Origin of the sequence: Methylophilus sp. 'Pure River', from assembly GCF_046765995.1 — a bacterium.
Lineage (GTDB): Bacteria > Pseudomonadota > Gammaproteobacteria > Burkholderiales > Methylophilaceae > Methylophilus.
Genome location: NZ_JBKOUE010000005.1, coordinates 117,308 through 141,472, shown reverse-complemented (window position 1 = coordinate 141,472; position 24,165 = coordinate 117,308). Strand labels below are relative to the sequence as shown.

Below are 24,165 nucleotides of genomic sequence, written 5' to 3'. Positions count from 1 at the left end.
AAATTACCTGCTCATGCTTGACTCAATGCCAACTTAATTGAGACATGTGTGGCAGCTTGTCAACCGAGAGGGCAGGAATGGGAAGGGGCGAGCCCAACCCCCGGCACTTGCTTGATAGTTGTGGCTGCTTGCTTCCGCACCTGACCAGGTTGGCTACCTTACAATGCGGGGAGGCCCGCGGTCGATATTGTAACGCAAAAAGCATTTTCTATCGCTTTCTTTTTGCAATCCGGCTGGCGTAGCAAGCCGCTACTTTTAAGTGCCGGAAATGACCAATAATCTACCTTCTTATAGTGGCATCAGGCCCCAATTTTTCGCTGCATAATAAGCCATCATTTTTCAACTGTGAATGACTTGACTGACTATGGCAGCGAATAAACCTTCGATGACCGCTTCGGAAATTGCACGTGAAACCATTAAACAAATGGCTGTTCGCCGTGTAGAGCCGACGCCGGATAATTACACGCAAATTTATTTTGAGATTGCGGGTAAACCAGCCAAAGAAGATGCGGCCAGCGCATTACGCAAAGCGCTCAAGCAACTACCACATGACTCGCTGGAGCAGACCAACTGGATTAACCGCTGGGAAAAATTGCTCAAACAGGATAACTGGCAAGGGTTGGGCGAGCTGTTAACCGAGTCCATGCAGCAGCAGTTAAGTCATTCTACCAAGTGGCCGAAAGCGATCCGTACCTTGTTGCAGGCCTGGGATGACAAACGCAGTGGTGTCGATGTTGCCAGAAAGCGCGAAACGCTGGAACGTGTGCTGATTAATTTTGGCAATGATGAGTCTTTATCTGACAAGCTGATCGGCATGGCCAATCACTGGTTGCCGGGTGGCGGAGGCGGTGATGGGATTCAGTTAACAGATATTTCTGATGCCGCCACACCTGCCGCAGCCGTTGAATCGACAAATACAGAGACATTGCCGGCGGATGTGCAGCAGTTTCATGGTGCGTTTACCATTTTACAAACCTTGCTCAAACAGACCTTGCAGTTGGGGTTGATCCCTCGTCTGGAGGGTTATCCTGACTTGCAAACAGAGGCCGTCGCTCTGCAGGAAAGTACTGAGCGCGCCAAAAAGCTGAAAGAGTGGGAGGCATTGGCCAAGGCACTCAAGGCTTTGTTGATGCGCGTGGAAGTGATTGGTGCCAAAGAAGACGATGTGCGCGGGGACATCATTGATCTGCTGCATTTGCTGCTATCGAATATTGGCGAGCTGGTGGCTGAAGACAGCTGGTTGAGTGGCCAGGTCTATGCCGTGCAATCGATTATCAGCGGCCCGCTTGATCGCGCCAAACTCAAGCAGGCGGAAAAAAGCTTGAAAGAAGTGGTTTATAAGCAGGGCCTGGTCAAACATAGCCTGGTAGAGGCGAGAAACTCCTTTAAAACCTTGATTAGTACCTTTATTGACAAGCTGAAATACATGGGTGAGGCGAGTGAGCTTTACAGCGGCAAAATTGAGAGTTATGCCCAAGAGCTGTCGCAGACAGATGACCTGATTAAAATCAACGAACTGGTCAATCATTTGATGCGTGATACCTCTGTCATGCAGACGGATATCATGCGCTCACATGATGACTTGCTCAATCAGCAACGCGTGGCGGTAGATACCCAGCAACGCATGGAAAAGCTGCAGGAAGAGTTGCAGCAACTGAGTGAGGTCGTGCGTATCGACCAGTTGACGGGTGTACTCAATCGCCGAGGGATGGATGAGGCATTTAGCACCGAAATTGCCCGCTATCGCCGCAGTGGCGAATTACTGAGTGTTGCTTTGCTGGATATTGATAATTTTAAAATGCTGAATGACCAGCATGGGCATGCGGCTGGCGACTCTGCGCTCAAACATCTGGCCAGCGTTGTAAAACGTGCCGTCCGGCCAACTGATATTGTCACCAGGATGGGTGGGGAAGAGTTTGTGGTGATCTTGCCGAATACCAATCTGGAAGAAGCCGTGGTGACGATGAGCCGTTTGCAACGCGCGCTGACCAAAGAGTATTTTCTCGGCAATAACCAGAAGTTGTTGATTACCTTTAGTGCCGGGGTGGCCTTGTTTAAGACCGAAGACGATGTCAACTCGATTCTGTCACGCGCTGACCAGGCCATGTACCTGGCCAAAAAACGTGGTAAAAACCGTGTCATGACCGAGGTCGACCTGCAAGCCAACCCTTAGCTTAGGCAAGGGGTGTCAACCCGGGCGCTGGCAGGCATACCCAGTCGCGCCTGGTCATGATATGCTAAGCGGCATCTTGATCGAGGTGCCATGTGACCACTCCTGTTCTCCATACTCCTCCCACTGCGGGCTTGCCGGCTGATAGCGTCAAAGACGCGTTACACGAAAGCGAGCGCCGGTTTTCCGCCATTGTTTCCAGTATTCCCGGCCTGGTGTTCCAGATGCATATGACGGCAGATGCACAAGTGGTCTTTACCTACTTGAGCGAGGGCTGTGAGGCGTTACTGGGCATTCCAGCCGCGGCCTTGCTCAAGGATGCGCAAACGCTGTTCAATGCGATGGAGGAGCACTCCGCCAGCCAGTTCAGGCACAATTTGCAAAAATCGGCCCGGCAGCATAAACGGTTGGATTGGGAAGGTAAAATCTGGATTGCCGACTGGCAGGACATGAAATGGGTCAATATCCGTGCCACTGTGCAAGATTTAGGGCAGGGCGCGGTGCAGTGGGATGGCATTATGCTCAACATCAGCCAGAGCAAGCACGAAAAGCAGGAAATTGAGCAGGCCAGGCGTGACTTGCAGGCGCTAACCGCCCATATTCACCAGGTCAAAGAGCAGGAGCGTGTCAGTATCGCGCGTGAGATTCATGATGACCTGGGCGGTAACCTCACCGCCATGAAGCTGGGTTTGTCGACCATTATTCAGCAAATCGAAGATGGCCAGCAGGTCAACATGGAACAGGCTACCATGCTGCAAGCCATCATCAATCAAACGTTTGATGCTGTACATCGTATCTCCGGCAATCTGCGCCCCAATATCCTCGACCTGGGATTAGTGGATGCGTTGGAATGGCAGGTGAGCCAGTTCAAAAAGCAATTAGGCATTACTGCCAGGTTTGTGACCAATTGCCACGATCTGGAGTGTGATCCAGACCAGTCTATGGCGCTGTTCCGTATCTGCCAGGAAGCACTATCCAATATTGCCAAATATGCACAGGCGGACCAGGTATCTGTCGAGTTGTCACTGGTGGACCAGGCCTTGTTCATGACCATTTCTGATAATGGTATAGGCATCGCCCCTGCGGATAAGATCAAACCTAATTCGTTTGGTTTGCGTGGCATGCAGGAGCGCGCAGCTGCGTTGGGCGGTGAGTGTCATATAGAGGCCTCGTCAAGTGGGCCTGGTACTTGTATACATGTGCGTGCGCCATTCATGGCGATCGCGTCGTGACAGAAATGCAGATGCGTTTTACAATCGCAGTCATAAAATGACCAATGTCACATTGGCAACGTTGAGGGAATAGCTTGGATACAAAAATTAAAGTCATTATTGTCGATGACCACGCCATTTTACGCTCTGGCATCAAGCAGATATTGATCGCCAGTGGTGATATTGAAGTGGTAGGGGAGGCGGAAAATGTGGCGCAGGCCATTAAATGTGTGCGCGAGAAGCCTGCCGACGTCATGCTGCTGGATATTTCCTTGCCGGACAAAACTGGTATTGAAGCGCTTAAATTAATTAAACGTGAAAATGCGGCGTTGAACATCCTGATGTTATCCATGTATATGGAAGAGCAATATGCCGTACGTTCCATCCGTTCTGGTGCCTCAGGCTATCTGTGCAAGCATACTGCGTCTGAAGAGTTGCTCACGGCGATTCACACACTGGCCAAAGGCAAAAAATACATTACGCCTAATGTGGCGGAAATCCTGGCCGAGCAGGTCGGTAACGACCATGCCGTGGCGCCACACGAAGCGTTGTCTGACCGCGAGTTCCAGGTCATGCGGTTGATTGCTTCAGGCAACTCGGTGAGTGAAATTGCCGATAAACTGGCCTTGTCGGTGAAGACTGTCAGCATGTATCGCGCGCGCTTGCTGGAAAAAATGCAACTGAAACACAATGCGGATATCACGCATTATGCGATTAAAAACCAGTTGGTATAATCGTTGAGAACACAATAAAAAGGCCTCTTAAAGAGGCCTTTTTATTTATTAATCAATTTACTAGGATATTTTCTTCGCGTAATTGATTAAGCCATTGGTTGAGCTGTCGAAGCTGGTGACGGCATCGGGGGTGGTCAGCTGTGGCAGAATCTGGCTGGCAATTTGTTTGCCGTATTCCACGCCCCACTGGTCGTAGCTGTTGATATCCCAGATGATGCCTTGTACGAAGATTTTGTGTTCGTACAGCGCGATCAGTTTACCTAAGGTGTAAGGCGTTAATTGCTTGAACACGATGGAGGTGGTTGGACGGTTACCTTCAAACACTTTGTGCGGTAACAGGTCTTCCAGTGCCTCACCGCTCATGCCTTGTTTTTCCAGTTCGGCACGGGCTTCTTCGCGGGTTTTACCCAGCATCAGCGCTTGTGTCTGGGCCAGGAAGTTAGCCAGCAGAATCTTGTGGTGCTGGTCATCCGGGCTACCAACTTTATAGTGGCTGTTGGCTGGCATTAAGAAATCCGCTGGCACCATTTGCGTGCCCTGGTGAATCAATTGGTAAAACGCGTGCTGGCCATTGGTGCCTGCTTCGCCCCAGATCACCGGACCAGTTTTGTAGCTGACACGGCTGCCGTCACGGCAAATAAATTTGCCGTTGCTTTCCATATCCGCCTGTTGCAAGTAAGCCGCAAAGCGTGACATGCCCTGATCGTAAGGCAGGATGGCGTGGGTATCGACATGGAAGAAGTTGTTATACCAGACACCGAGCAAGGCCATGATGACTGGCATGTTTTGCTCCAGGGGTGCAGTCTGGAAGTGCTGGTCCATGGCGTGACCACCGGCCAGTAACTGCTCAAAGTTGTCCATACCCACATAAAGGGCGATAGACAGACCAATCGCAGACCACAGGGAGTAGCGACCGCCAACCCAGTCCCAGAAGGCAAACATGTTATTGGTATCAATACCGAAGGCTTGTACGGCGGTGGCATTGGTAGACAGGGCCACAAAGTGCTTGGCGACGTGTAGGTCTTGTTTGGCCGCATTGAGGAACCAGCGACGCGCAGAGTGCGCATTGGTCATGGTTTCCTGGGTGGTGAATGTCTTGGACGCAACAATAAACAGCGTAGTCTCAGGATTGCAGCTCTCCAGCACGCGCATCAGGTGGGCGCCATCAATGTTGGAGACGAAATGTGCTTTCAAATCTGGGCTGGCATAAGGCTTTAATGCATCACAAGCCATCACTGGGCCAAGGTCGGAGCCGCCAATACCAATATTCACGATGTCAGTAATGCGTTTGCCGGTAAAGCCTGTCCATTGGCCACCACGCACCTGCTCGGTAAAGCTGCGCATTTGTGCCAGCACGGCATTGACGTCAGGCATCACATCTTTGCCATCCACCAGGACTGGCGTGTTGCTGCGGTTGCGCAGGGCAGTGTGCAAGACGGCACGGTTTTCAGTGATGTTGATTTTTTCGCCGCTAAACATGCGGCTGCGCCATTGTTCGATATTGGAGTCACGCGCCAACTGGAACAGCTGCGTCAAGGTCTCTTTGGTAATGCGGTGCTTGGAGTAGTCGAGCAGGATGTCTTCGACGGTTAAGCTAAACTCTTCAAAGCGTTTTGGATTTTGTTTGAACAGGTCGCGCATTTGAACATCGCGCATTTCAATTTGATGCTGGTTCAGCGCGTGCCAGCTCGGGTGTGTGGTTAGTTTTGCCATGTTATGTTGTTGCTATCGTTTTCAAGTCAATTAATTTTATAGGGCGCGCAAACATTAAGTGTGCCATGCGCTGCCAAAATCTGTACTGCAAGGTTGTATTTACAACCAGTTTAACCAGCTATTGTAACTGAAGTATGACACCAGCCAGTGGCGGCAAGTTAAGGCTAATAGAGGCCGGATGTTCCATCCATGGGACGGGATCGCTTTGACAGCCATGACCATTACCGAAATTGCTACCACCATAACAAGCGGCATCACTGTTTAACACTTCCTGATAGTAACCCGATTGTGGTACGCCCAAACGATATTGATGGCGCGGTACTGGTGTGAAATTTAACACTATTATAACAAAACTATGATCATTGCCGCGTCTGATGTAGCTCAATATTGATTGGGCTGCATCCTCGCAATCTATCCATTGAAAGCCTTGCGCGTCAAAATCATGGGCATGGAGCGCCGGATGCTGGCGATAAAGCTGGTTGAGGTCGCGACTTAATGCCTGTATGCCCCTGTGCAAGGCATGGTTAGGGGTAGATGCTTCAAGCAGGTGCCAGTCCAGGCTCTGGTTGACGCTCCATTCACGGCTTTGACCAAACTCGTTACCCATAAAGTTAAGTTTTTTGCCTGGCATAGTCATTTGCATGGTTTGCAGCAGACGCAGGTTAGAGAATTTTTGCCAGGTATCGCCGGGCATTTTCTCCAGCAGGGACTTTTTGCCATGCACCACTTCATCATGCGAGAACGGCAGTACAAAGTTTTCAGAGTAAGCGTACATCTGGCCAAAAGTCAGGCGGTTGTGATGATATTGGCGATAGACCGGATCCAGTTGCATATAGGTCAAGACATCGTTCATCCAGCCCATGTTCCATTTCATGCTAAAACCGAGGCCGCCCGCATAGACGGGACGTGACACTGCCGGCCAGGCCGTTGACTCTTCAGCAATGGTTAGGACACCAGGAAAACGCTCGCCTACCATCATGTTGAGTTGTTTCAAGAACTCGATCACATCCAGGTTTTCGCGGCCGCCATAAGCATTAGGCAGCCATTCGCCGTCTTTGCGCGAGTAATCCAGGTAAAGCATGGAGGCCACGGCATCCACGCGCAAGCCGTCAATATGAAACTCTTGCAGCCAGTAATAGGCGTTGCTCAGCAAAAAGCTGCGCACTTCATTGCGGCCGTAATTGAAGATATACGTGCCCCAGTCCATGTGCTCGCCCAGTCTGGGGTCGGCATGTTCGTACAGGGCCGTGCCATCAAACCGCGCCAGCGCCCAGTCATCTTTAGGGAAGTGCCCGGGTACCCAGTCGAGAATGACGCCGATATTGGCCGCATGGCAGCGATCAATAAAATACTTCAAATCATCCGGACTGCCGTAGCGCTGGGTGGGCGCAAAGTAACCAGTGACCTGGTAGCCCCAGGATTCATTGAGTGGGTGCTCGGCAATCGGCAGTAACTCAATATGGGTGTAGCCCATGTCAGTCAGGTGCGGGATCAGTGCATCTGCCATGGCGCGATAGCTCAGGAAATGGCCATTGCGGTCACGCTGCCAGCTGCCCAGGTGTACTTCGTAACAGTTAAAAGGTGCATGCAGCCAGTCCCGCTGCTGGCGTTGTTGCTGCCACGAGTCATCTTGCCAGGTGTAATGGCTTTGGCAAATGCGGTTGGCGGTGCCTGGCCTGGCTTCAAAGGCCTTGCCATAAGGGTCTGCTTTGACCATGACATAGCCATGCTCGCGATTGCGGATTTCAAACTTGTATAAATCGTGGTCAGTCAGATGCGGAATAAACAGCTCCCACACACCGCTACTGCCTAACACGCGCATGGCATGCACGCGACCATCCCATTGGTTAAAACTGCCAACGACGCTGACACGCTCGGCATTGGGGGCCCAGACTGCAAACCTGACGCCAGGCACATCATTGACTGTCATGGGGATGGCCCCCAACGTGTTGTAAGCCTCAAATAATCTACCTTCGGCAAACAGGTGTAGGTCATCTGCAGATAGCGTGCTGCCTAAGCTGTAGGTGTCGATAGTTTCATAACTGTCAGTGTGTTTGTGTGGCTGTATTTTGAGGCAGGCAGGTGTGTTGACAGCTGTGGTTGATGTGTAAAGAAACAGGCCTTGTGGATGCTTGAGTGTCATGGCTTGCCAGGCATCATTAATCCTGACCCACACCTTTTCGGCATTCGGTAGAAAAACGCGCACATGCCACGTACTTTGCTGGCTATCTGCGTGCACACCCAGGTATTCAAAAGGGTTGTGGTGGGTCGCGTCTAGAATACGCTGCAGGTGCAAGGTGTCTGGATGGTGAGTGGCTGAAGGTTTGACTGTCATGCTAGCAATGTCCATTTGACTAGCCTCAATCCTATCAAAAAAAGTTAAGATTTACGTCATTTATCACTGAAAATATCGTTGTCTTTACCCGAATTATCATGCAGACTGTGGGTGTCGGACCTGCGGTTACCAAGCGTTGTGTCGTCTCTACCGAAACTCACATCGCTGCGCATGACTTCGGGCTGATTTTCAGGATCAGAAAAACAGGAACAGCATCATGTCTCAAGCAGCAGAGTTTATCGAACGTCGTAAAAGCAACCGGCGGCAAGAACGTCCTTCTGACCGCTTTATCAGTAACCTGACCAAAAATACCGTCGCGATTATCCTGGCCGGTGGCCGCGGTAGCCGCTTGAAAAACCTGACTGATTGGCGAGCGAAGCCTGCAGTGCAGTTTGGCGGCAAGTTCCGAATTATCGATTTCCCGCTGTCTAATTGCATCAACTCCGGCATCCGCCGCATCAATGTTGCCACGCAATACAAGGCACAAAGCCTGATTCAGCACGTGCAGCGTGGCTGGGGCTTTTTGCGTGGTGAGTTTAATGAGTACGTCAATATTATTCCGGCCCAGCAGCGCTTAGGTGAAGAATGGTACAAAGGTACGGCAGATGCCGTATACCAAAACATTGATTTGTTACGCGAAAATGGTGGCGAATACATTCTGGTGCTCGCAGGTGACCATATTTATAAAATGGACTACGGCAAAATGCTGGCCACGCATGCCCGCAGTAATGCGGATATGACCATTGCCTGCATTAACGTGCCGCTGGAAGACGCCAAAGGCTTTGGCGTGCTGGAGGTAGATAGTACTGACCGCGTGGTGGCGTTTGACGAAAAACCGGCCAATCCTAAGCCGACGCCGAATAACCCTGAAGTGGCTTTTGCCAGCATGGGTATTTATGTGTTTAACGCCAAGTTTCTGTATGAGCAATTAATCAGGGATGCTTACGACCGTAAATCCAACCACGATTTTGGCCAGGATATCATCCCCTATATCATCAAAAAATATAAAGTGCAGGCGCATCGTTTTGTCGATAGTTGTGTCGGTGCGCAAAGCGATAATTATTACTGGCGCGACGTCGGAACGATTGATGCCTATTGGGAAGCCAATATGGAGCTGACCAAGGTGATCCCTGAGCTTAATTTGTATGACAGTGACTGGCCAATCTGGACTTACCAGGAGCAATTACCACCGGCGAAATTCGTGTTTAAAGACGAAGGACGTACCGGCAAGGCAACAGACTCACTGGTATCTGGTGGTTGCCTGATCAGCGGTTCATGTGTCTCTAACTCAGTGTTGTTTTCAGGCGTGCATGTGGCGGATTACTCTGATCTGGATGGCGCTGTTGTGTTGCCTAAAGTCAAAATCAATGAAGGCGTGGTCATGCGTAATGCCGTGATTGACCGTGGTTGCGAGATTCCGGCGGGTATGCATATTGGTGTGGACCTGGAGCGCGACAGGAAGCGCTTTTATGTGTCTGAAAAAGGCATTGTCCTGGTAACACCAGACATGTTGGGGCAGGATTTGTACCGTGTGAAGTAGCGTCAATGTGAGTGAGGTAACGATGGAAAAGAGGTTGAGGGATGTCCGATAAAAAATTGCTGTTAAATCTGTATTGGCACATGCATCAACCTGACTATCGTGACCTGGTCACCGGCGAGTATGTGCTGCCGTGGACCTATTTGCACGCACTTAAAGACTACAGCGATATGGCTTACCACCTGGAGCAGAATAAAGCGGCTAGGGTGAGTTTCAATTTTGTGCCCATTTTGGTCGAGCAATTGCAGGATTATGCCGAACAGTCGCGCACGGGTGAATGGCGTGACCCTTTGTTGCGTTTACTGGCTAACCCGGATCTGGAGAATATTACCGATGCCGAATGCCAACTCATTGTAGATAGTTGCTTCAAGGCACACCATGAAAAGATGCTGAGCCCGTTTCCGCATTACCAGCGCCTGTTGAAGTTGTACGAACTGGTAGCGCCTATCATGCAAAGCGGCCAGTTTCATTATCTTTCTGCGCAATATAAAGCGGACTTGCTGGTCTGGTACCACCTGGCGTGGACGGGTGAGGGTTTGCGGCGCAAAAACAAAACCGTGCAGGCGCTGATGCAAAAAGGCTTGCTGTTTACGCTACAGGAGCGCCAGGCATTGCTGGGCGTGATTAGCGAAACCCTGCAAGGGATTTTGCCGCGCTACCAGGCCTTGTTGGCAAAAGGCCAAATCGAGATGTCTACCACGCCTTACTATCATCCGATTTTGCCCTTGCTTATAGATTTGAAAAGTACGCGCGATGCCATGCCAGAAGCGCCATTGCCGCATTCATCTAACTATCCTGATGGCTATACACGGGCGATTGCGCATGTGGAGGCCGCCCAGCGTTACCATGAAAAAATCTTTGGCCAAAAAGCGGCTGGCATGTGGCCTGCCGAAGGGGCTGTTTCACATGCATCGCTTTCGTTGCTAGCCGAGGAGGGCGTAGCTTGGGCCGCCACCGGGCAAGGCGTACTGGCCAATAGCCTGCGCAAATTAGGCTTGGCACATGAGCAGGCACAGGATTATCTCTATCAGCCCTATAAGGTGACCAATGGCCAACAAGACATTGTGTGCTTTTTCCGTGACGATCATCTGTCAGACAAAATAGGTTTTGAGTATTCCAAGCAATATGCCAGTGAAGCTGTGCATGATTTTGTGCAGTCGCTGGAACATATTCTTGCCCACAGCGAAGATGAGACGCCGGTGGTCAGTGTGATTCTGGATGGCGAAAATGCCTGGGAATACTACCCTTACAACGGTTTTTACTTTTTGCAGGAGCTTTACCAAGCTCTGGCGACGCATGATGCCATTCAGATGACCACGTTTAGTGATGTGCTGGTCATGCAGCAAGCCAAGCAATTGCCAGAGCCCAGGTTGCTCAATGATATTTGTGCCGGAAGTTGGGTTTATGGCACGTTTAGTACCTGGATAGGTGAAGCGGCGAAAAACCGAGCTTGGGATTTGTTGTGCGAAGCTAAACGGCAATATGACCAGCATGTGCATGAGTTGTCTGCCACTGCCAAAGAGAAATGCCAGCAGCAATTGGCCTTGTGTGAAGGCTCTGACTGGTTCTGGTGGTTTGGCGATTACAACAACGCGCAGAGCGTACAAAGTTTTGACCAGCTATATCGCCGCAACCTGAGTAACCTCTACCAGTTGCTGGGCCTGACGCCGCCAGCGCATTTGTCGCAACCCATTAGCCTGGGTGGTGGTGACGCCGAAAATGCAGGCACTATGCGCCGCGGACAGTCCTGACCGATTTTATTTTTTCTGAATGCCAATCTCATGATGCAAGCTAGACAAGCAGGTGTGTTGCTGCACATCACTTCATTACCTGAAGGCAACCTTGGTCCGGATGCCTATCGTTTCGTCGATAAACTGGTAGAAATGGGCGTGGCCATCTGGCAAACCTTGCCAGTCAACCAGCCACACGGCGACCAGTCGCCTTATCAAAGCGTCTCGGCGCATGCCGGACACACCGGCATGATCAGCCCCAGGCAGTTGCTGCAAGAGGGCTGGTGCCAGCCAGACGAGATTGATCTGCCATTGCCGTCGTTGATGGCCAAAATCATGTCACGTGTGCAGTCTGGTAGCAACGCATCTAAAACTGATGGCCGCGGTTTTAGCTGGCCAGGCTTTGCCCGCTTTTGCCAGACACAGCATTACTGGCTGGAAGACTTTGCCTTGTTTTTGAGCTTGCGCGAGCAGCATGCACAGCAAAGCTGGCAGCAATGGCCGGAGGCGTATCGTTTACACGATGTACTGGCCCTGCAGGCCTTTACCGCTACGCACCAGGAACAACTGACTCTGATTAAATTCACCCAATACGTGTTTTTTCAACAATGGGCGCAACTTAAATCCTATGCCAACCAGCGCGGCATCAAGCTGTTTGGCGATATCCCGATTTTTGTTGCTTACGATAGCGTGGATGTGTGGGCGCATCCCGAGTGGTTCAAGCTGGATGCCGAGCTTAATATGACGGTCGTGGCCGGGGTGCCGCCCGATTATTTCTCTGAAACCGGCCAGCGCTGGGGTAATCCGCACTATGACTGGCAGGTGATGCAGGATGATGGCTTTGCCTGGTGGTTGGGGCGTATTGATACCCAGGCGCAATTGTTTGATGTATTGCGTATCGACCATTTCCGCGGTTTGCAGGCCGCATGGGAGATTCCTGCACTGGAACCCACTGCCATCAACGGCACCTGGCAGGAAGCACCTGGGCATGCCTTGCTGCAAGCGATTACCGAGACATTTCCACACCTGAGCCTGGTGGCTGAAGATTTGGGCATCATCACGGATGAAGTCGATGCCTTGCGCCATGCATTTGATTTGCCCGGCATGAAAATCCTGCAATTCGCGTTTGGGGGGGGTGAGGATAATCCTTATTTACCAGAAAATATTGAAGAAAACAGTGTCGCTTATACCGGCACGCATGATAACGACACCACGCTAGGCTGGTATCAAAGCGCGCCAGAGCATGTGCGCAACCACGTGCAGCACTATTTAAACCAGCATTCCGATCATGCGTCGGCAGAGATGCCTATGGCATTGATGCAACTTACTTTTCATAGCGTTGCCAGCCTGGCGATTGTGCCCATGCAGGATATCCTGGCACTAGACAGCCAATCACGCATGAATACACCAGGCACCATAGAGGGCAATTGGGCCTGGCGCATGCAATGGGCTCAGTTAAGCGATGATAAACTTCAGTCTTTCAGACAATTAGTAGAAGAAAGTGACCGCGTGCATGCCTGAAGCAAGTGCTGTGTATCGATTGGGGTTAGATGTAGGCGGGACGAATTTACGCCTGGGCGTGTTTTCCGACCTGGTGCTGGTTGAAGAAACGCGCTTTCAGGCCAACTATTCCGCCATTTGTAAACAATATCCGCCTGCACAGGCCTGGCAAACCATTTTGCAGGTAACGGCAGACGCCATTCGCCCGTTACTTAACAAATATCCAGCCATTCAATCCATCGGTATCGGTTTTCCTGGTTTTATTGATCCGCAAACTGGCACGCTGGCGCAGTCGCCAAATTTGCCGGGGTTGCGGGATGTCAATCTGGGCCGTGACCTGACTGAGTTGCTGGGTATCAAGGTCCGCGTTGAAAACGATGCCAATGCAGCCGCTTATGGCGAGTATTGCCAATTAGGCCAGCCAGAAGGTGGTTTGCTTTATATCGGTCTGGGCACCGGCGTAGGTGCCGGGCTGGTGGTGAATGGCAAGGTGTGGGCGGGGCACCATGGTTACGCGTTGGAGGCAGGCCATATTATTGTCGTGCCTGAGGGGCGTTTATGTGGCTGCGGTAACCAGGGGTGTGTTGAAAAATATGCTTCTGCCACGGGGATCAGCCAGGCCTATGCTGACCTCACAGGACAAACATTGACAGCCCATGCGATAGCGGTGGCTGCTGATCAAGGCGATATTCATGCCCAGGCAGTATATGCCGATGCGGGTAGTAAACTGGCGCAAATGCTGGCCAGCGTGCTTAAGGTGGTAGATGTGGAAAATGTGCTGATTGGCGGCGGTGTAGTGGCGGCCTGGCCATTGATATCAGCTACATTTGAGCAACGGCTGACGCACGATTTGATTCCGGTGTTGCGCGGTAAGATCAAGGTGCATACGACGCGCTCGGGCGACGTTGCGGGCATGCTGGGTGCCGCATTACTGGCGACGACGCCATTGGCGGTTTAATTCGCTTTTTGCTGGTGTTGTGCCAATGCCCAGGCAACATGTTCCCTGACAAGGGCATTGCTATCGTCTTGCCGTGCCTCTAAGGCGGCAACGACGGCTGCAGAACTCGTCGCATTGCCCAGCCCGATAGCGACATTGCGCAGCCATTGGGTATAGCCGATGCGGTAAATGGCACTCCCCGCCATGCGCGCTTGAAACTCAGCCTCTGTCCAGGCAAAACAATCCACTAAATCACTACTATCCAGTCCGTTGCGCACGGCAAAATCAGTTTCCTGACTGTTGACGGCAAACTTGTTCCACGGGCAAATCAGCTGGCAGTCATCACATCCATAGACACGGTTACCTATCAATGGGCGTAACTCCAGAGGAATACTACCCTGGTATTCAATTGTCAGGTAGGAAATGCAGCGCCTGGCATCCAGCTCATAAGGCGCCACAATGGCGCGGGTAGGGCAGATATCAATGCAGGCTGAGCAACTGCCACAGTGCGCGCTTGTTGGCGGGTCTATGGGCAAGGGCAGGTTGGTATAAATTTCACCTAGGAAAAACCATGAACCCTGTTGCCGGTTGAGTAACAGAGTGTGCTTGCCGCGCCAGCCGACGCCAGCCTTGGTCGCCAGGGCGACCTCCAGCACAGGCGCGCTGTCCGCAAACACGCGGTATTCAAAACTACCATAGGTTTCGGTGATGCGGGTACACAGTTGCTGCAATTTCTGCCGCATGACCTTGTGGTAATCCCGGCCCATGGCATAGCGGGCGACATAGGCTTTGTCCGGGCTTTCCAGTATCTGCCAGCCATCGGCAGCTCCTTCAGGCAGATAATTCAGGTTGACCGAGATCACGCGCAGCGTGCCGGGCACCAATTCTGTCGGGCGGCTTCGCTTGGTGCCATGTTTTGCCATATAATCCATGTCGCCGTGGTATTGTTTGTCCAGCCAGTTTAAAAATTCTGGCTCAGCGGCTGAAAGGTCTGTATCGGTAATGCCTATACTGCCAAACCCCAGTTCTCGCGCCCAGCCTTTGATGGTCGCTGCCATCTGTGCGGCAGCTTGGTCATCAGGCAGTTGAATGGGGACAGGATGTGATTGATGTGACATGACAGAAACGTATTCTACACAGATTTTAAAAGACGAAGCAGCGACTGTGCATGCAGCCGGGGTGTTGGCGACCCAGTTGAAGCCAGGGCAGGTGATTTACCTGCATGGCGACCTCGGGGCGGGAAAGACGACGCTGGTGCGCGGCATTTTGCACGCGCTGGGTCATATCGGCAAGGTCAAGAGTCCGACTTATACCATCGTCGAACCCTATAATCTGGCCATTGCTTCATGTTACCATTTTGACCTGTACCGCTTTCAGGATCCCGAGGAGTGGGAAGCTGCCGGATTCCGGGATTATTTCAATGCCGACAGTATTTGCCTGGTTGAGTGGCCTGAGCGTGCCGAGCAGGTATTGCCACAAGCCGATATAGAGATTCGATTTGATATTTTGCCGCACGGCCGCGTGCTGCATATCAGCAGTCAGCAACCGCTGGCGTTGGAAGGACTATGCCAGTAATGCGCAAGATTTTAACCTTATGGCTGCTCACAGCCGTGTGTTCTGTCATTGGCGTGGCGCACGCCGCTGAAGTGATTCTGGCTAACCTGCAACAGCATGGTAGCCAGGTGCAGGTGGAATTGCTGTTAGATCAGCAAGTCAAATACCGCGTATTCACACTGGATAATCCGTTCCGCGTGGTCATTGATATGGATGCTGTGGCGATCAGCCCCACACTTAAAGCCTTGTCATTTCAACTGGATGCTCAGCATCCTTATTTATCCAAAATCCGTATTGCACCATTTACTGAGCATACTACCCGCCTGGTATTCGATATCAAGTCCGACATCAAGCCATTGGTGACTGATATGAATGCAGGCAGTTCGCAACAACGCCTGGCCATTAGTATTGCGCCAGCAACTGGTAATGCAGAGCCTGCGGTCGCGACACCTGTATTGACGCCATCAAAGCAGTTACAAGAAGTTCCGCCAGCCAATAGCGAAGAAAAGGCAGCTGAACCGGCGACCCCGCCATCGGCAGCCAAAGAGCCTGCGAGTGAAGCGCCAGCCGCTACGGCGAATAGTGAAAAGCTAGTAGAAAAACCTGTCGTTGCTGATAAACCGAAACAAGCCAAGCCCGGCCAAAAGCTGATTACCATTGCTGTTGATGCCGGCCATGGTGGCGAAGACCCTGGTGCAAGGGGCGCCAATGGCAGCCATGAAAAAAACATCACGTTGGCGATTGCGCGTAAGCTCAAGCAGCAGATAGATGCCGAAGATAATATGCAGGCGATTTTAATCCGTGATGGTGATTATTTTGTGCCCTTGGGTGACCGTGTGAAAAAAGCCCGTGCCGCCAAAGCTGACCTGTTTATTTCCATCCACGCCGACTCTTTCGTCAATAGTACGGCCAAAGGCTCATCGGTGTTTGCATTATCCGAACGCGGCGCTACCAGTGCTGGCGCGCGCTACCTGGCGAAAAAAGAAAACGCCGTGGACTTGATCGGTGGTGTCTCGCTGGATACACGCGACATGGACCTGGCGCGTACTCTGCTCGATTTATCACAAACCGCGACCATTCACGACAGTATTCGCATGGGTAAGGCAGTGTTGGGGCGTATTGCCAAAATCAATACCCTGCATTCCAAATACGTGGAACAGGCTGCGTTTGCGGTGCTGAAATCACCAGATATTCCGTCCATTCTGGTAGAAACGGCGTTTATCAGTAACCCGGATGAAGAGTCGAGGTTGAATGATGATGGTTACCAGGATAAGTTGGTGAATGCCATTCTATCGGGTGTGAAGTCGTACGTGGCGACGAATCCTTCGTTTGCTAAGAAGTAAGTTTGATGTGATTGCTTTATAAGGTCATTCAATGATTGGGAGGTACTTTTTCGCCTGTTGGCGAGTCACTTTCTGGTGCTTGTCCCCCAGAAAGTAACCAAAGAGGAAGACACCCAGCCATCACGGCCTTCGGCTCCCTTGCGTTGCTCAACAAAACAAGCGGTCACGAAACTCGCCCTAGCAGCTTGCACACGACGCAAGCTGCCGCGGTGCTCAAACAGTCGCTCCCTTCTCCCTTGTTTTGTCTCCGCTACTCAGCGTGATGGAATGGGATTGATCTCGTCAAACTAGCTGCGTAGAAACTTGGAAAGCTAGAAAGCCAGATTCGTTTATTTAAATCACCAACCGTTGCGCTCAGTTGGTGTTCGGGATTCCCATCTGCCGCGCCGAGCAACGCAGGGTTGCCGGGAGTTGTCGGCCATCGGCTGTCCGAGCTCCGCAACAAGCCACGATGTGTGTGGCTTGTCAGGGCGAGTTTCGATGGACGCCCGGCAATTCGAGTAGCACAGGAAACAAGCGGAAGTTGGGGTGCATTTCTTTTGGTTACTTATTCTTTGTGCAAGCAAAGAAAAGTAACTCGCTGTGAAAGCGAAAAGCAATCTGACAGTATGCTGCCATTTTTTTAACGATACTGCGCCAACTCCGCCTCCCGCTGCGTCTTCCCATATCCCGCCTGTACCCGCAACGCTCTGCTGATATACGCATTCAGCTTTTTCCTCGCATCATCAATCAACGTTCTATCCGGGAAAACCTGTGGATACTGATACGACAGCCAGCTATACAAGCTCAAATGCTGGCAAATCAACTCGGCCTGCTCCAGGTATTGTGCCTGTTGTCCATTCAGCCAATCCGGCATATTAGGTAACGACCGCGGTTGTTGCGTGGCGACAGCGGTGACACATTGCATAAAATAATCCCTTGCAATCGGCACTTGTATCGCCAGCGGTGCACACATGAGGCGGTATTTATCGCGCATGCTGAGTGTAGGCGCAATTTCATCTATCAGTAATGCCTGTTGATACTGCAATGCGGTGACTTGCCATTGCAAGTGCTGTTGGTCGTGTTGCCTGGCGTATTGGTTGTGCAAATACTCCACACACTCAGCCAGCCGCCAGGTCGGGATTTGCTGGCTTAAAGTTTCAATATCCCCACCGCCTAGCGCAATAGGTAGTGCAAACGGCGGCACGGTATCGTCGACTTGCAGCATGGCTTGCAAATGCCATTGCTCGTCATCTTCCAGTACCGTTACATAGCCGGTGTCATAAAGGCCGTGGCGGCCTGCTCGACCCGCAATCTGGCGCATTTCGGTGGCGTTGAGCGGGCGTGGGGCGACACCGTCAAATTTATGAATATTGGCAAAAATCACGCGGCGGATAGGCAGGTTGAGACCCATGCCAATGGCGTCTGTTGCCACCAGTATTTGCGCTTCTCCATTGGCAAAGCGGGCAGATTCGCCGCGACGGACTTCTGGCGATAGTGCGCCATAAATGGTGGCAACGCTCAAGCCCCATTGGCGAATGCGTGCTGCGAGTGTCAGCACATCTTTGCGGCTAAAGGCGATAATCGCATCGCCGGGTTGCAGGGCCTTGTGTAATTTGGCCGCGTGGTAGCGTGCACCGCAAATACTGTGGTCTTCAATCAGCAGCGGTGTCATGCGTTGCAAGTGGGTGAGGGTGTAAGGCTCATTTAAGGCGCCCAGCACACGTGTGCAGCTTTCTGTCACGCTATTGGCGCCACAGATAAATACCTGTTTGGCTGGCACACCCACCAGTGCGGCGGTCCAGGCGCTGCCACGATCCGGATCCATCAGCATCTGGATTTCATCAATCACAGCGACCTCTACCGCCATATCTGGCCGCAACATCTCAATGGTCGAGGCCGTATGTTTGGCACCTGCCACCATCACACGCTCTTCGCCAGTGACCAGGTTACACGGTATGCCAGCCTGCATCAGGCGATCGCGGACTTCCATCGCCAGTAAGCGTAATGGCGCCAGGTAAACGCCAGACGCAGCCTGGCGTAAGGTCTCAAGCGCCTGGTAGGTTTTACCAGAATTGGTCGGGCCCACGTAAAAGTGATGCTGGCGACCCAACTGGCGGGCGAGCGTAAAGCGGGATAAATATTGCTGAAATTCGTTGGCGAACATGCAGTCATTCTACCAAACGGTTTAAAATGGCAGGATGAAAATCCAACTACTGCCTGACCAACTCATTTCACAAATTGCTGCTGGAGAAGTGGTCGAGCGCCCAGCCTCGGCGCTCAAAGAATTGCTGGAAAACAGCGTTGACGCAGGCAGCACGCAAGTGCAGGTAGCCCTACAGCAAGGCGGCATGAAGTTACTCAAAGTGACGGACAATGGCCATGGTATTGCCAAAGACGAGCTAGAACTTGCACTTACGCGGCATGCCACCAGCAAAATTCAAAGCCTGGAAGACCTGGAGCAAGTGGGTAGTTTGGGTTTTAGGGGGGAAGCGCTGGCAAGTATTGCCTCAATCTCACGTACCGTGTTGACTAGCCGCCAGCAAGCGGCCAGCCATGCCTGGCAAATTGCCGCTGAAGGCACGCAAGGGCAGGCCGTGAGCCCGGCCGCACTGGATGCAGGCACGATCGTAGAAGTGCATGATTTGTACTTTAACACCCCGGCCCGGCGCAAATTCCTTAAAACTGAAAACACCGAGTTTGGCCATTGCGAAGATGCGTTTACCCGTGTCGCTTTGTCACGGCCCAATGTCAGCTTCTTATTGCAGCATAATGGCAAGGCGATTACGCGCCTGGCGGCCAATACACCACAACAACGCATCACCGACGTGCTAGGCAGTGAGTTTGCGGCGCAAAGCGTCTGGCTGGAAGAAGAGAGCGGTGGTTTGCGCCTGTGGGGCATGACGGCGTCGCCGACTTACCAGCGTCACAGCCGCGATAGCCAATATGTGTTTGTGAATGGCCGTTTCGTACGCGACAAACTGATCGCCCACGCCATTAAACAAGCCTATCAGGACGTGCTGCATGGTGACAAGCATCCAGCGTTCGTGCTGTTTTTAGAGCTCGATCCATCACTGGTGGATGTCAACGTACACCCGGCCAAAACCGAAGTCCGCTTCCGCGAGTCGCAAGCCGTGCATCGCTTTATTTTCCATAGCCTGCACAAAGCCTTGGGTAAAACCTCGGCCGAAATTCAGGCTAGCCAGCCCGTGCAAGCGCCGTTTAACCCGTTTCGGCCTGGTAATGCCCCCGCTTTTAATATGCCACGTGAACAGGTCGAAATGCCTTTGCAAAGTCGCCCGGCGTTTGGTGGCAATTACCAGCCAAGTGTGAGCAATGGTACCGCGTTGGCGCAGCAGTTTTACGGCCAGCTCTATGGTGATTTAAAACCTGCGGCAACGGCTGAGAATATGGAAGAAAGTCATTCTTCTGTCGGTTTGCAGGAAATGCCTGTCGCCGATTTAATTCAAGCAACAAGCGAAGTGCCACAACAATACCCGTTGGGCTTTGCATTGGGCCAATTGCATGGCATTTATATCCTCGCTCAAAATGCGCAGGGTATGGTTGTTGTTGATATGCATGCTGCGCATGAGCGCATTATGTATGAGCGCCTGAAAAACGCCCTGAGCGAACAGGCGATTGCGACGCAACCTCTGCTGATTCCCATCAGTTTTTATGCGGAGAAGGTTGAAATCGCTACCCTGCAAAGCCTCAATGGCAGCGATACTTTGCAACAGCTCGGTTTTGACCTCGCTACCTTGTCACCAACAACCATCGCCATCCGTGCCGTGCCGACCATGCTGAGAGAGGCGGATGCCGTTGCCCTAGCACGGGCGGTGCTTCGCGATTTAAATGAGTACGGCGCCAGCCGTGTCATGCTCGAACGGCAAAATGAAATCTTGGGCACCATGGCTTGCCACGCCGCCGTCCGGGCCAATAGGCAACTCACGATCACTGAAATGAACGCATTGCTGCGGGATATGGAAGTGACTGAAAGAAGCGGGCAGTGTAACCACGGCAGACCCACCTGGTTTCAGGTGAGTCTGGGCGACCTGGACAAGATGTTTATGCGGGGACAATAGCCATCGTGGATTGAATTGAAAGCGCTTTATTCTTCAAAGGTGAAATCAAGCGTAAATTGCGCTGAATCGGCATGAGCCAGGCTATCAGCTCGCACCAGACCACTGGCTTTCACGCCTAACAATCGTATCTTTTTATCTAAATCTATCCTTTTCAGGCATTTTCCAGAAAACTGCCGCAATGATCTTGCATCGCTGATAGGTGTTGGGAGTGTCAGGTCGCGCGTAACCGTCTTAAAGTCATCAAAACGCAGTTTGATACCGATCTTGCGGCAGGCATAGCCTTTTTGCTGCAAATCGCTGGCGACACGCTCACATAGCTGGGTAAATGCCTGACTCAGGGCTGGTTTATCTCGCACCGGGTGCAAATTGCGCTCGAACGTGGTTTCCCTGCTCATGGAGACTGGCGCGCTTTCAGTCACGACGGGCCTCTCGTCCTGGCCATGCGATACTTGATACAACCAGCGGCCATAACTCTTGCCAAAATGTTCAACAAGCCAGGCTTCGCTCATGGCTGCAATCTGCCCTATGGTCTTAATCTCTAGTGATTCGAGTTTTGCGCTGGCCTTGGGGCCTATACCATTGATCTTTTTTGCGGGCATCGGCCAGATACGGGCAGGGATATCTGCGATGGTGATTACAGTGATGCCGTCTGGTTTTTGCATTTCAGAGCATAACTTTGCCAATAGTTTATTCGGTGCGATACCGACTGAGCAGGTGAGACCAGTGGCGGCAAATACGGCTGATTTTAGCCGTTGGGCAATTTCGTGAGCGTCTTCTGGCAGCGTCGATACATCGGCATAGACCTCATCAATGCCGATATTCTCTACTTGGGGGCTGACACTCCGAATTGCTTCTTTGAACAGCCGGGAATAGTGACGATACAGCTCAAAATTGACGGGCAACAAAATTGCATCGGGTGCGAGTTTGGCTGCTTGCATGGTTGGCATGGCAGAGTTGAGGCCCAGCGCTCTCGCTTCGTAGGTGGCCGTAGTCAACACTCCTCGGCCTGCATAATCCCGTAGGCGCGAGAACTCCCGTATGCCATCTTCCCTGATCCGTGGCGCATGTGAGGAACGCCCGCCCACCACCATAGGCAAGCCTTTCAACTCCGGGTAGCGAGACAATTCACAGGATGCAAAAAAAGCATCCATATCAATATGTGCGATGCGCCTGGTTTCTTGGTCTGACATGTCAACCACTTACTTGGAAGCTTGGCAGCAGAGGTGGAATCAGGGATTCAACATCAGGTGAATATAAAACTACGGCTGCCAACGATATTGAGCAATATACAAAACTGGATTATCCCATGACGGGTAATAAAAAAGCATGCTCGTGCAAGAATGCTTTTTTATACGGTATTTGATATTGCTGTAATTGTTGGCTTCATTCAATGATTCAATAGTAATAAAGCCTATGCGGGATAGGCTTTATTGAATAGGTGAGTGCGATTGCTACTGAATCACGCCCAGTTGTTTGAATAGGCCGTAAGCATCCAGCACATCCCAATGCTCTGCGAGCTTACCATTCTCTATCCTGAAAATATCTACGGCATAAATACGGTAATGCTTTCCCGTAGCAGGAATGCCTAACCAGTCACCTTGCTGGGTGCCGGAATACACGCCATAGGCCCACACGGTGTCGCCCTCAGCCACCAGTTTTTCCAGTTGATAGTGCCAGTCAGGGACGGCTTTAAACCAGTCGTCAAAAAACTGTTTAAATCCACTTAAACCTTGTGGCACGAGCGGGTTGTGTTGAATATAGCCTGGCTGTATGTAGTTAGGCAGTTGGCTCAGGTCTTTTTTAACAAAAACGTCCTGGGCAAAATCTGCTAGCAGTTGTTTATTTTGTTGAGTTTGGTCTTGTGCCATGGTGAGGTTTCCTTTCGTTAACAGGGTGGTGAATAGCAAAGCGGTAAGCAGGGGTTTAAATAGCTTCATTGCGTTTCCTTTTATGGTTAAAAAATGCTTGCGTGGTAGAGGTGTTGCGCATGATAATTTCTATGGTTACTTTTAGTAAGTAGGCACCTTAAAGTAACTTTTGTAATTGATATTCATTGAATTGGCCTTGGATGCAAAGGGAGTGGCTATGCTTGAAGAGATTGAACAACCATTGCAGATTGCACCTAGCTGGAATGCCTATCAGGCAGAGTGCCCGACGCGCTTGATGTTGAACCGGATTGCGGATAAATGGACGGTGCTGGTGTTAGGTCTGCTAGAGAATGAAACCAAACGTTTTAGTACTTTGCAGCGTGAGATCGGCGGTATTTCACAAAAGATGCTGACGCAAACATTGCGAGGATTGGAGCGTGACGGCTTGGTAGCTCGTAAGATTTACCCCTCCGTGCCACCAAAAGTGGAGTATACGATTACGCCATTGGGTAACACGCTGGTAGGTTTACTGGCTGCATTGCGCGTATGGTCAGAAGCGAATATCGAACAGGTACTGCTGGCGCAAAGCCATTATGATCAGCTTTCGCAAGAGGCGCTTAATCAGGAGATTAGTGGCATCAGAAGAGTTCGATTCTGACCGTGGGACTAAACCGATAGCGCATCGTATAGATGATCTACTCTAAAAAAGCCTTGTTGATGATAAGGCTTTTTAGCATTTAAGCCACGCTCAAGTCACGTACACGGCTTCTTTCTAATTAACTCATTGCAAATAATGTTAAAATAAGTTAATAATGATGGACTTTTATTGTTAATTTGGAGAGTGAAGATGAAATTGTTTAAACATTCATACAAGCGCATGGCAGCTGCGTTGCTGGGTTTAGCCATGGCGAGTGGTGTTGCCACCAGTGCACAGGCTGCGTCTGTTTCAGAGGGTGTGGCGGTGATTCCGGGTACTTATTTATTCGATTTGGATGCCGGGTCATTAACAACTGGTCCTGGTGCAGATGTCTGGTGGGAGCAAATTACGGCGACGAGCCGCGTATTGATGCCTTATTCAACGGCTCAACTCGCTTATGTCGGCCAAATAGGTGTTGGTGGTTTGAGTTTTAATGCATTGACCGTGAGTGACCTTGAGACGCTGACTTACTCTGCCACTGGCATTAGCGGTGGCGATGTAGGGAATTTGCTCACGGCTAACTCAGTATTTGCGGTTAAAACGGATGCAGGTAACTATGGCAAGGTATTAGTGACTTTTCCGTTTTTTCAGGCTTATCAAAACAATGGTTTGGGCGTTTACTGGGTAACCATGACGCCAACGACGGCAGTGCCTGAGGCTGATACTTACAGCATGTTGCTGGCAGGGTTTGGCTTGATGGCAGCTATGGTTCGCCGCCGTACGGCCTGATGGCGCGTTTGTAGTGAAAAGCCCCGCCTGGTGCGGGGCTTTTGTG

Annotated in this window: 18 protein-coding genes and 1 other RNA gene; 12 read left to right on the top strand and 7 right to left on the bottom strand. The window is 51.4% G+C overall.

Features of this window, described 5'->3' with window-relative positions:
• Nucleotides 1-83 precede the first annotated feature (83 nt).
• An RNA gene (ffs, locus tag ACIDE9_RS07445) (signal recognition particle sRNA small type) lies at nt 84-180 on the bottom strand.
• 184 nt (nt 181-364) lie between these two features.
• Between ffs and ACIDE9_RS07440 the strand changes: the two genes are divergently transcribed.
• From ACIDE9_RS07440 to ACIDE9_RS07430, 3 genes are all read left to right on the top strand, one after another.
• Nucleotides 365-2,173 (top strand): GGDEF domain-containing protein, encoded by a 1,809-nt coding sequence (locus ACIDE9_RS07440; RefSeq protein WP_228519751.1) that lies wholly within the window; start codon nt 365-367, stop codon nt 2,171-2,173.
• Between the two features lie 92 nt (nt 2,174-2,265).
• Entirely contained in the window at nt 2,266-3,402 is a 1,137-nt protein-coding gene (locus ACIDE9_RS07435) for an ATP-binding protein (RefSeq protein WP_411993884.1), read from the top strand.
• 74 nt (nt 3,403-3,476) lie between these two features.
• Nucleotides 3,477-4,115 carry a response regulator transcription factor gene (locus tag ACIDE9_RS07430; protein WP_194753493.1) on the top strand — a complete coding sequence of 213 codons (639 nt, stop codon included), beginning with the start codon at nt 3,477-3,479 and terminating at the stop codon, nt 4,113-4,115.
• A gap of 60 nt (nt 4,116-4,175) precedes the next feature.
• Here the strand turns inward: ACIDE9_RS07430 and pgi are convergent, their stop codons facing one another.
• Complete coding sequence (gene pgi, locus ACIDE9_RS07425) at nt 4,176-5,828, bottom strand: glucose-6-phosphate isomerase (RefSeq protein ID WP_411993882.1); 1,653 nt, start codon at nt 5,826-5,828, stop codon at nt 4,176-4,178.
• Nucleotides 5,829-5,946: 118 nt separating this feature from the next.
• Entirely contained in the window at nt 5,947-8,163 is a 2,217-nt protein-coding gene (glgB, locus tag ACIDE9_RS07420; RefSeq protein WP_411993880.1) for a 1,4-alpha-glucan branching protein GlgB, read from the bottom strand.
• 217 nt (nt 8,164-8,380) lie between these two features.
• On the opposite strand from glgB, the gene glgC reads away from it, so the two are divergent.
• The 4 genes from glgC to ACIDE9_RS07400 are packed head-to-tail and all read left to right on the top strand — an operon-like array spanning nt 8,381 to nt 13,888.
• The gene (gene glgC / locus ACIDE9_RS07415) at nt 8,381-9,703 is read left to right on the top strand and encodes a glucose-1-phosphate adenylyltransferase (RefSeq protein ID WP_194753496.1); all 1,323 of its coding nucleotides are present in this window, start codon (nt 8,381-8,383) and stop codon (nt 9,701-9,703) included.
• Nucleotides 9,704-9,744: 41 nt separating this feature from the next.
• Complete coding sequence (locus tag ACIDE9_RS07410) at nt 9,745-11,451, top strand: glycoside hydrolase (protein ID WP_411993878.1); 1,707 nt, start codon at nt 9,745-9,747, stop codon at nt 11,449-11,451.
• A 30-nt stretch (nt 11,452-11,481) separates the two neighbouring features.
• Nucleotides 11,482-12,951 (top strand): 4-alpha-glucanotransferase, encoded by a 1,470-nt coding sequence (malQ, locus tag ACIDE9_RS07405; protein ID WP_411993876.1) that lies wholly within the window; start codon nt 11,482-11,484, stop codon nt 12,949-12,951.
• Nucleotides 12,944-13,888 (top strand): ROK family protein, encoded by a 945-nt coding sequence (locus ACIDE9_RS07400; RefSeq protein ID WP_411993874.1) that lies wholly within the window; start codon nt 12,944-12,946, stop codon nt 13,886-13,888. The genes malQ and ACIDE9_RS07400 overlap by 8 nt, the downstream gene beginning before the upstream one ends.
• On the opposite strand, the gene queG is transcribed toward ACIDE9_RS07400, so the two are convergent.
• Complete coding sequence (gene queG, locus ACIDE9_RS07395) at nt 13,885-14,985, bottom strand: tRNA epoxyqueuosine(34) reductase QueG (RefSeq protein ID WP_411993872.1); 1,101 nt, start codon at nt 14,983-14,985, stop codon at nt 13,885-13,887. The genes ACIDE9_RS07400 and queG overlap by 4 nt on opposite strands.
• Here queG and tsaE point away from each other — a divergent pair.
• Nucleotides 14,984-15,442 carry a tRNA (adenosine(37)-N6)-threonylcarbamoyltransferase complex ATPase subunit type 1 TsaE gene (tsaE, locus tag ACIDE9_RS07390; protein WP_411993871.1) on the top strand — a complete coding sequence of 153 codons (459 nt, stop codon included), beginning with the start codon at nt 14,984-14,986 and terminating at the stop codon, nt 15,440-15,442. The two genes, queG and tsaE, sit on opposite strands and share 2 nt — an antisense overlap.
• A complete protein-coding gene (locus tag ACIDE9_RS07385) occupies nt 15,442-16,764 on the top strand; it encodes an N-acetylmuramoyl-L-alanine amidase (RefSeq protein ID WP_411993869.1) in 1,323 nt (440 codons plus the stop codon). Before tsaE ends, ACIDE9_RS07385 begins: the two co-directional genes overlap by 1 nt.
• 622 nt (nt 16,765-17,386) lie before the next feature.
• On the opposite strand, the gene ACIDE9_RS07380 is transcribed toward ACIDE9_RS07385, so the two are convergent.
• The gene (locus tag ACIDE9_RS07380; RefSeq protein ID WP_411993867.1) at nt 17,387-18,910 is read right to left on the bottom strand and encodes a helicase-related protein; all 1,524 of its coding nucleotides are present in this window, start codon (nt 18,908-18,910) and stop codon (nt 17,387-17,389) included.
• A 34-nt stretch (nt 18,911-18,944) separates the two neighbouring features.
• Between ACIDE9_RS07380 and mutL the strand changes: the two genes are divergently transcribed.
• Nucleotides 18,945-20,825 (top strand): DNA mismatch repair endonuclease MutL, encoded by a 1,881-nt coding sequence (gene mutL / locus ACIDE9_RS07375; RefSeq protein ID WP_411993865.1) that lies wholly within the window; start codon nt 18,945-18,947, stop codon nt 20,823-20,825.
• Nucleotides 20,826-20,851: 26 nt separating this feature from the next.
• On the opposite strand, the gene dinB is transcribed toward mutL, so the two are convergent.
• Together dinB and ACIDE9_RS07365 are read right to left on the bottom strand one after the other, a co-directional pair.
• Nucleotides 20,852-22,015: a DNA polymerase IV gene (gene dinB / locus ACIDE9_RS07370; RefSeq protein WP_411993862.1), complete on the bottom strand. Its 1,164-nt coding sequence runs from the start codon at nt 22,013-22,015 to the stop codon at nt 20,852-20,854.
• A gap of 261 nt (nt 22,016-22,276) precedes the next feature.
• A complete protein-coding gene (locus ACIDE9_RS07365) occupies nt 22,277-22,762 on the bottom strand; it encodes an ester cyclase (RefSeq protein ID WP_411993860.1) in 486 nt (161 codons plus the stop codon).
• A gap of 148 nt (nt 22,763-22,910) precedes the next feature.
• Here ACIDE9_RS07365 and ACIDE9_RS07360 point away from each other — a divergent pair, with 148 nt between their 5' ends.
• Nucleotides 22,911-23,351 (top strand): winged helix-turn-helix transcriptional regulator, encoded by a 441-nt coding sequence (locus tag ACIDE9_RS07360; protein ID WP_411993858.1) that lies wholly within the window; start codon nt 22,911-22,913, stop codon nt 23,349-23,351.
• Nucleotides 23,352-23,540: 189 nt separating this feature from the next.
• Nucleotides 23,541-24,119 (top strand): PEP-CTERM sorting domain-containing protein, encoded by a 579-nt coding sequence (locus tag ACIDE9_RS07355; RefSeq protein ID WP_411993856.1) that lies wholly within the window; start codon nt 23,541-23,543, stop codon nt 24,117-24,119.
• The last annotated feature ends 46 nt before the right edge of the window (nt 24,120-24,165 follow it).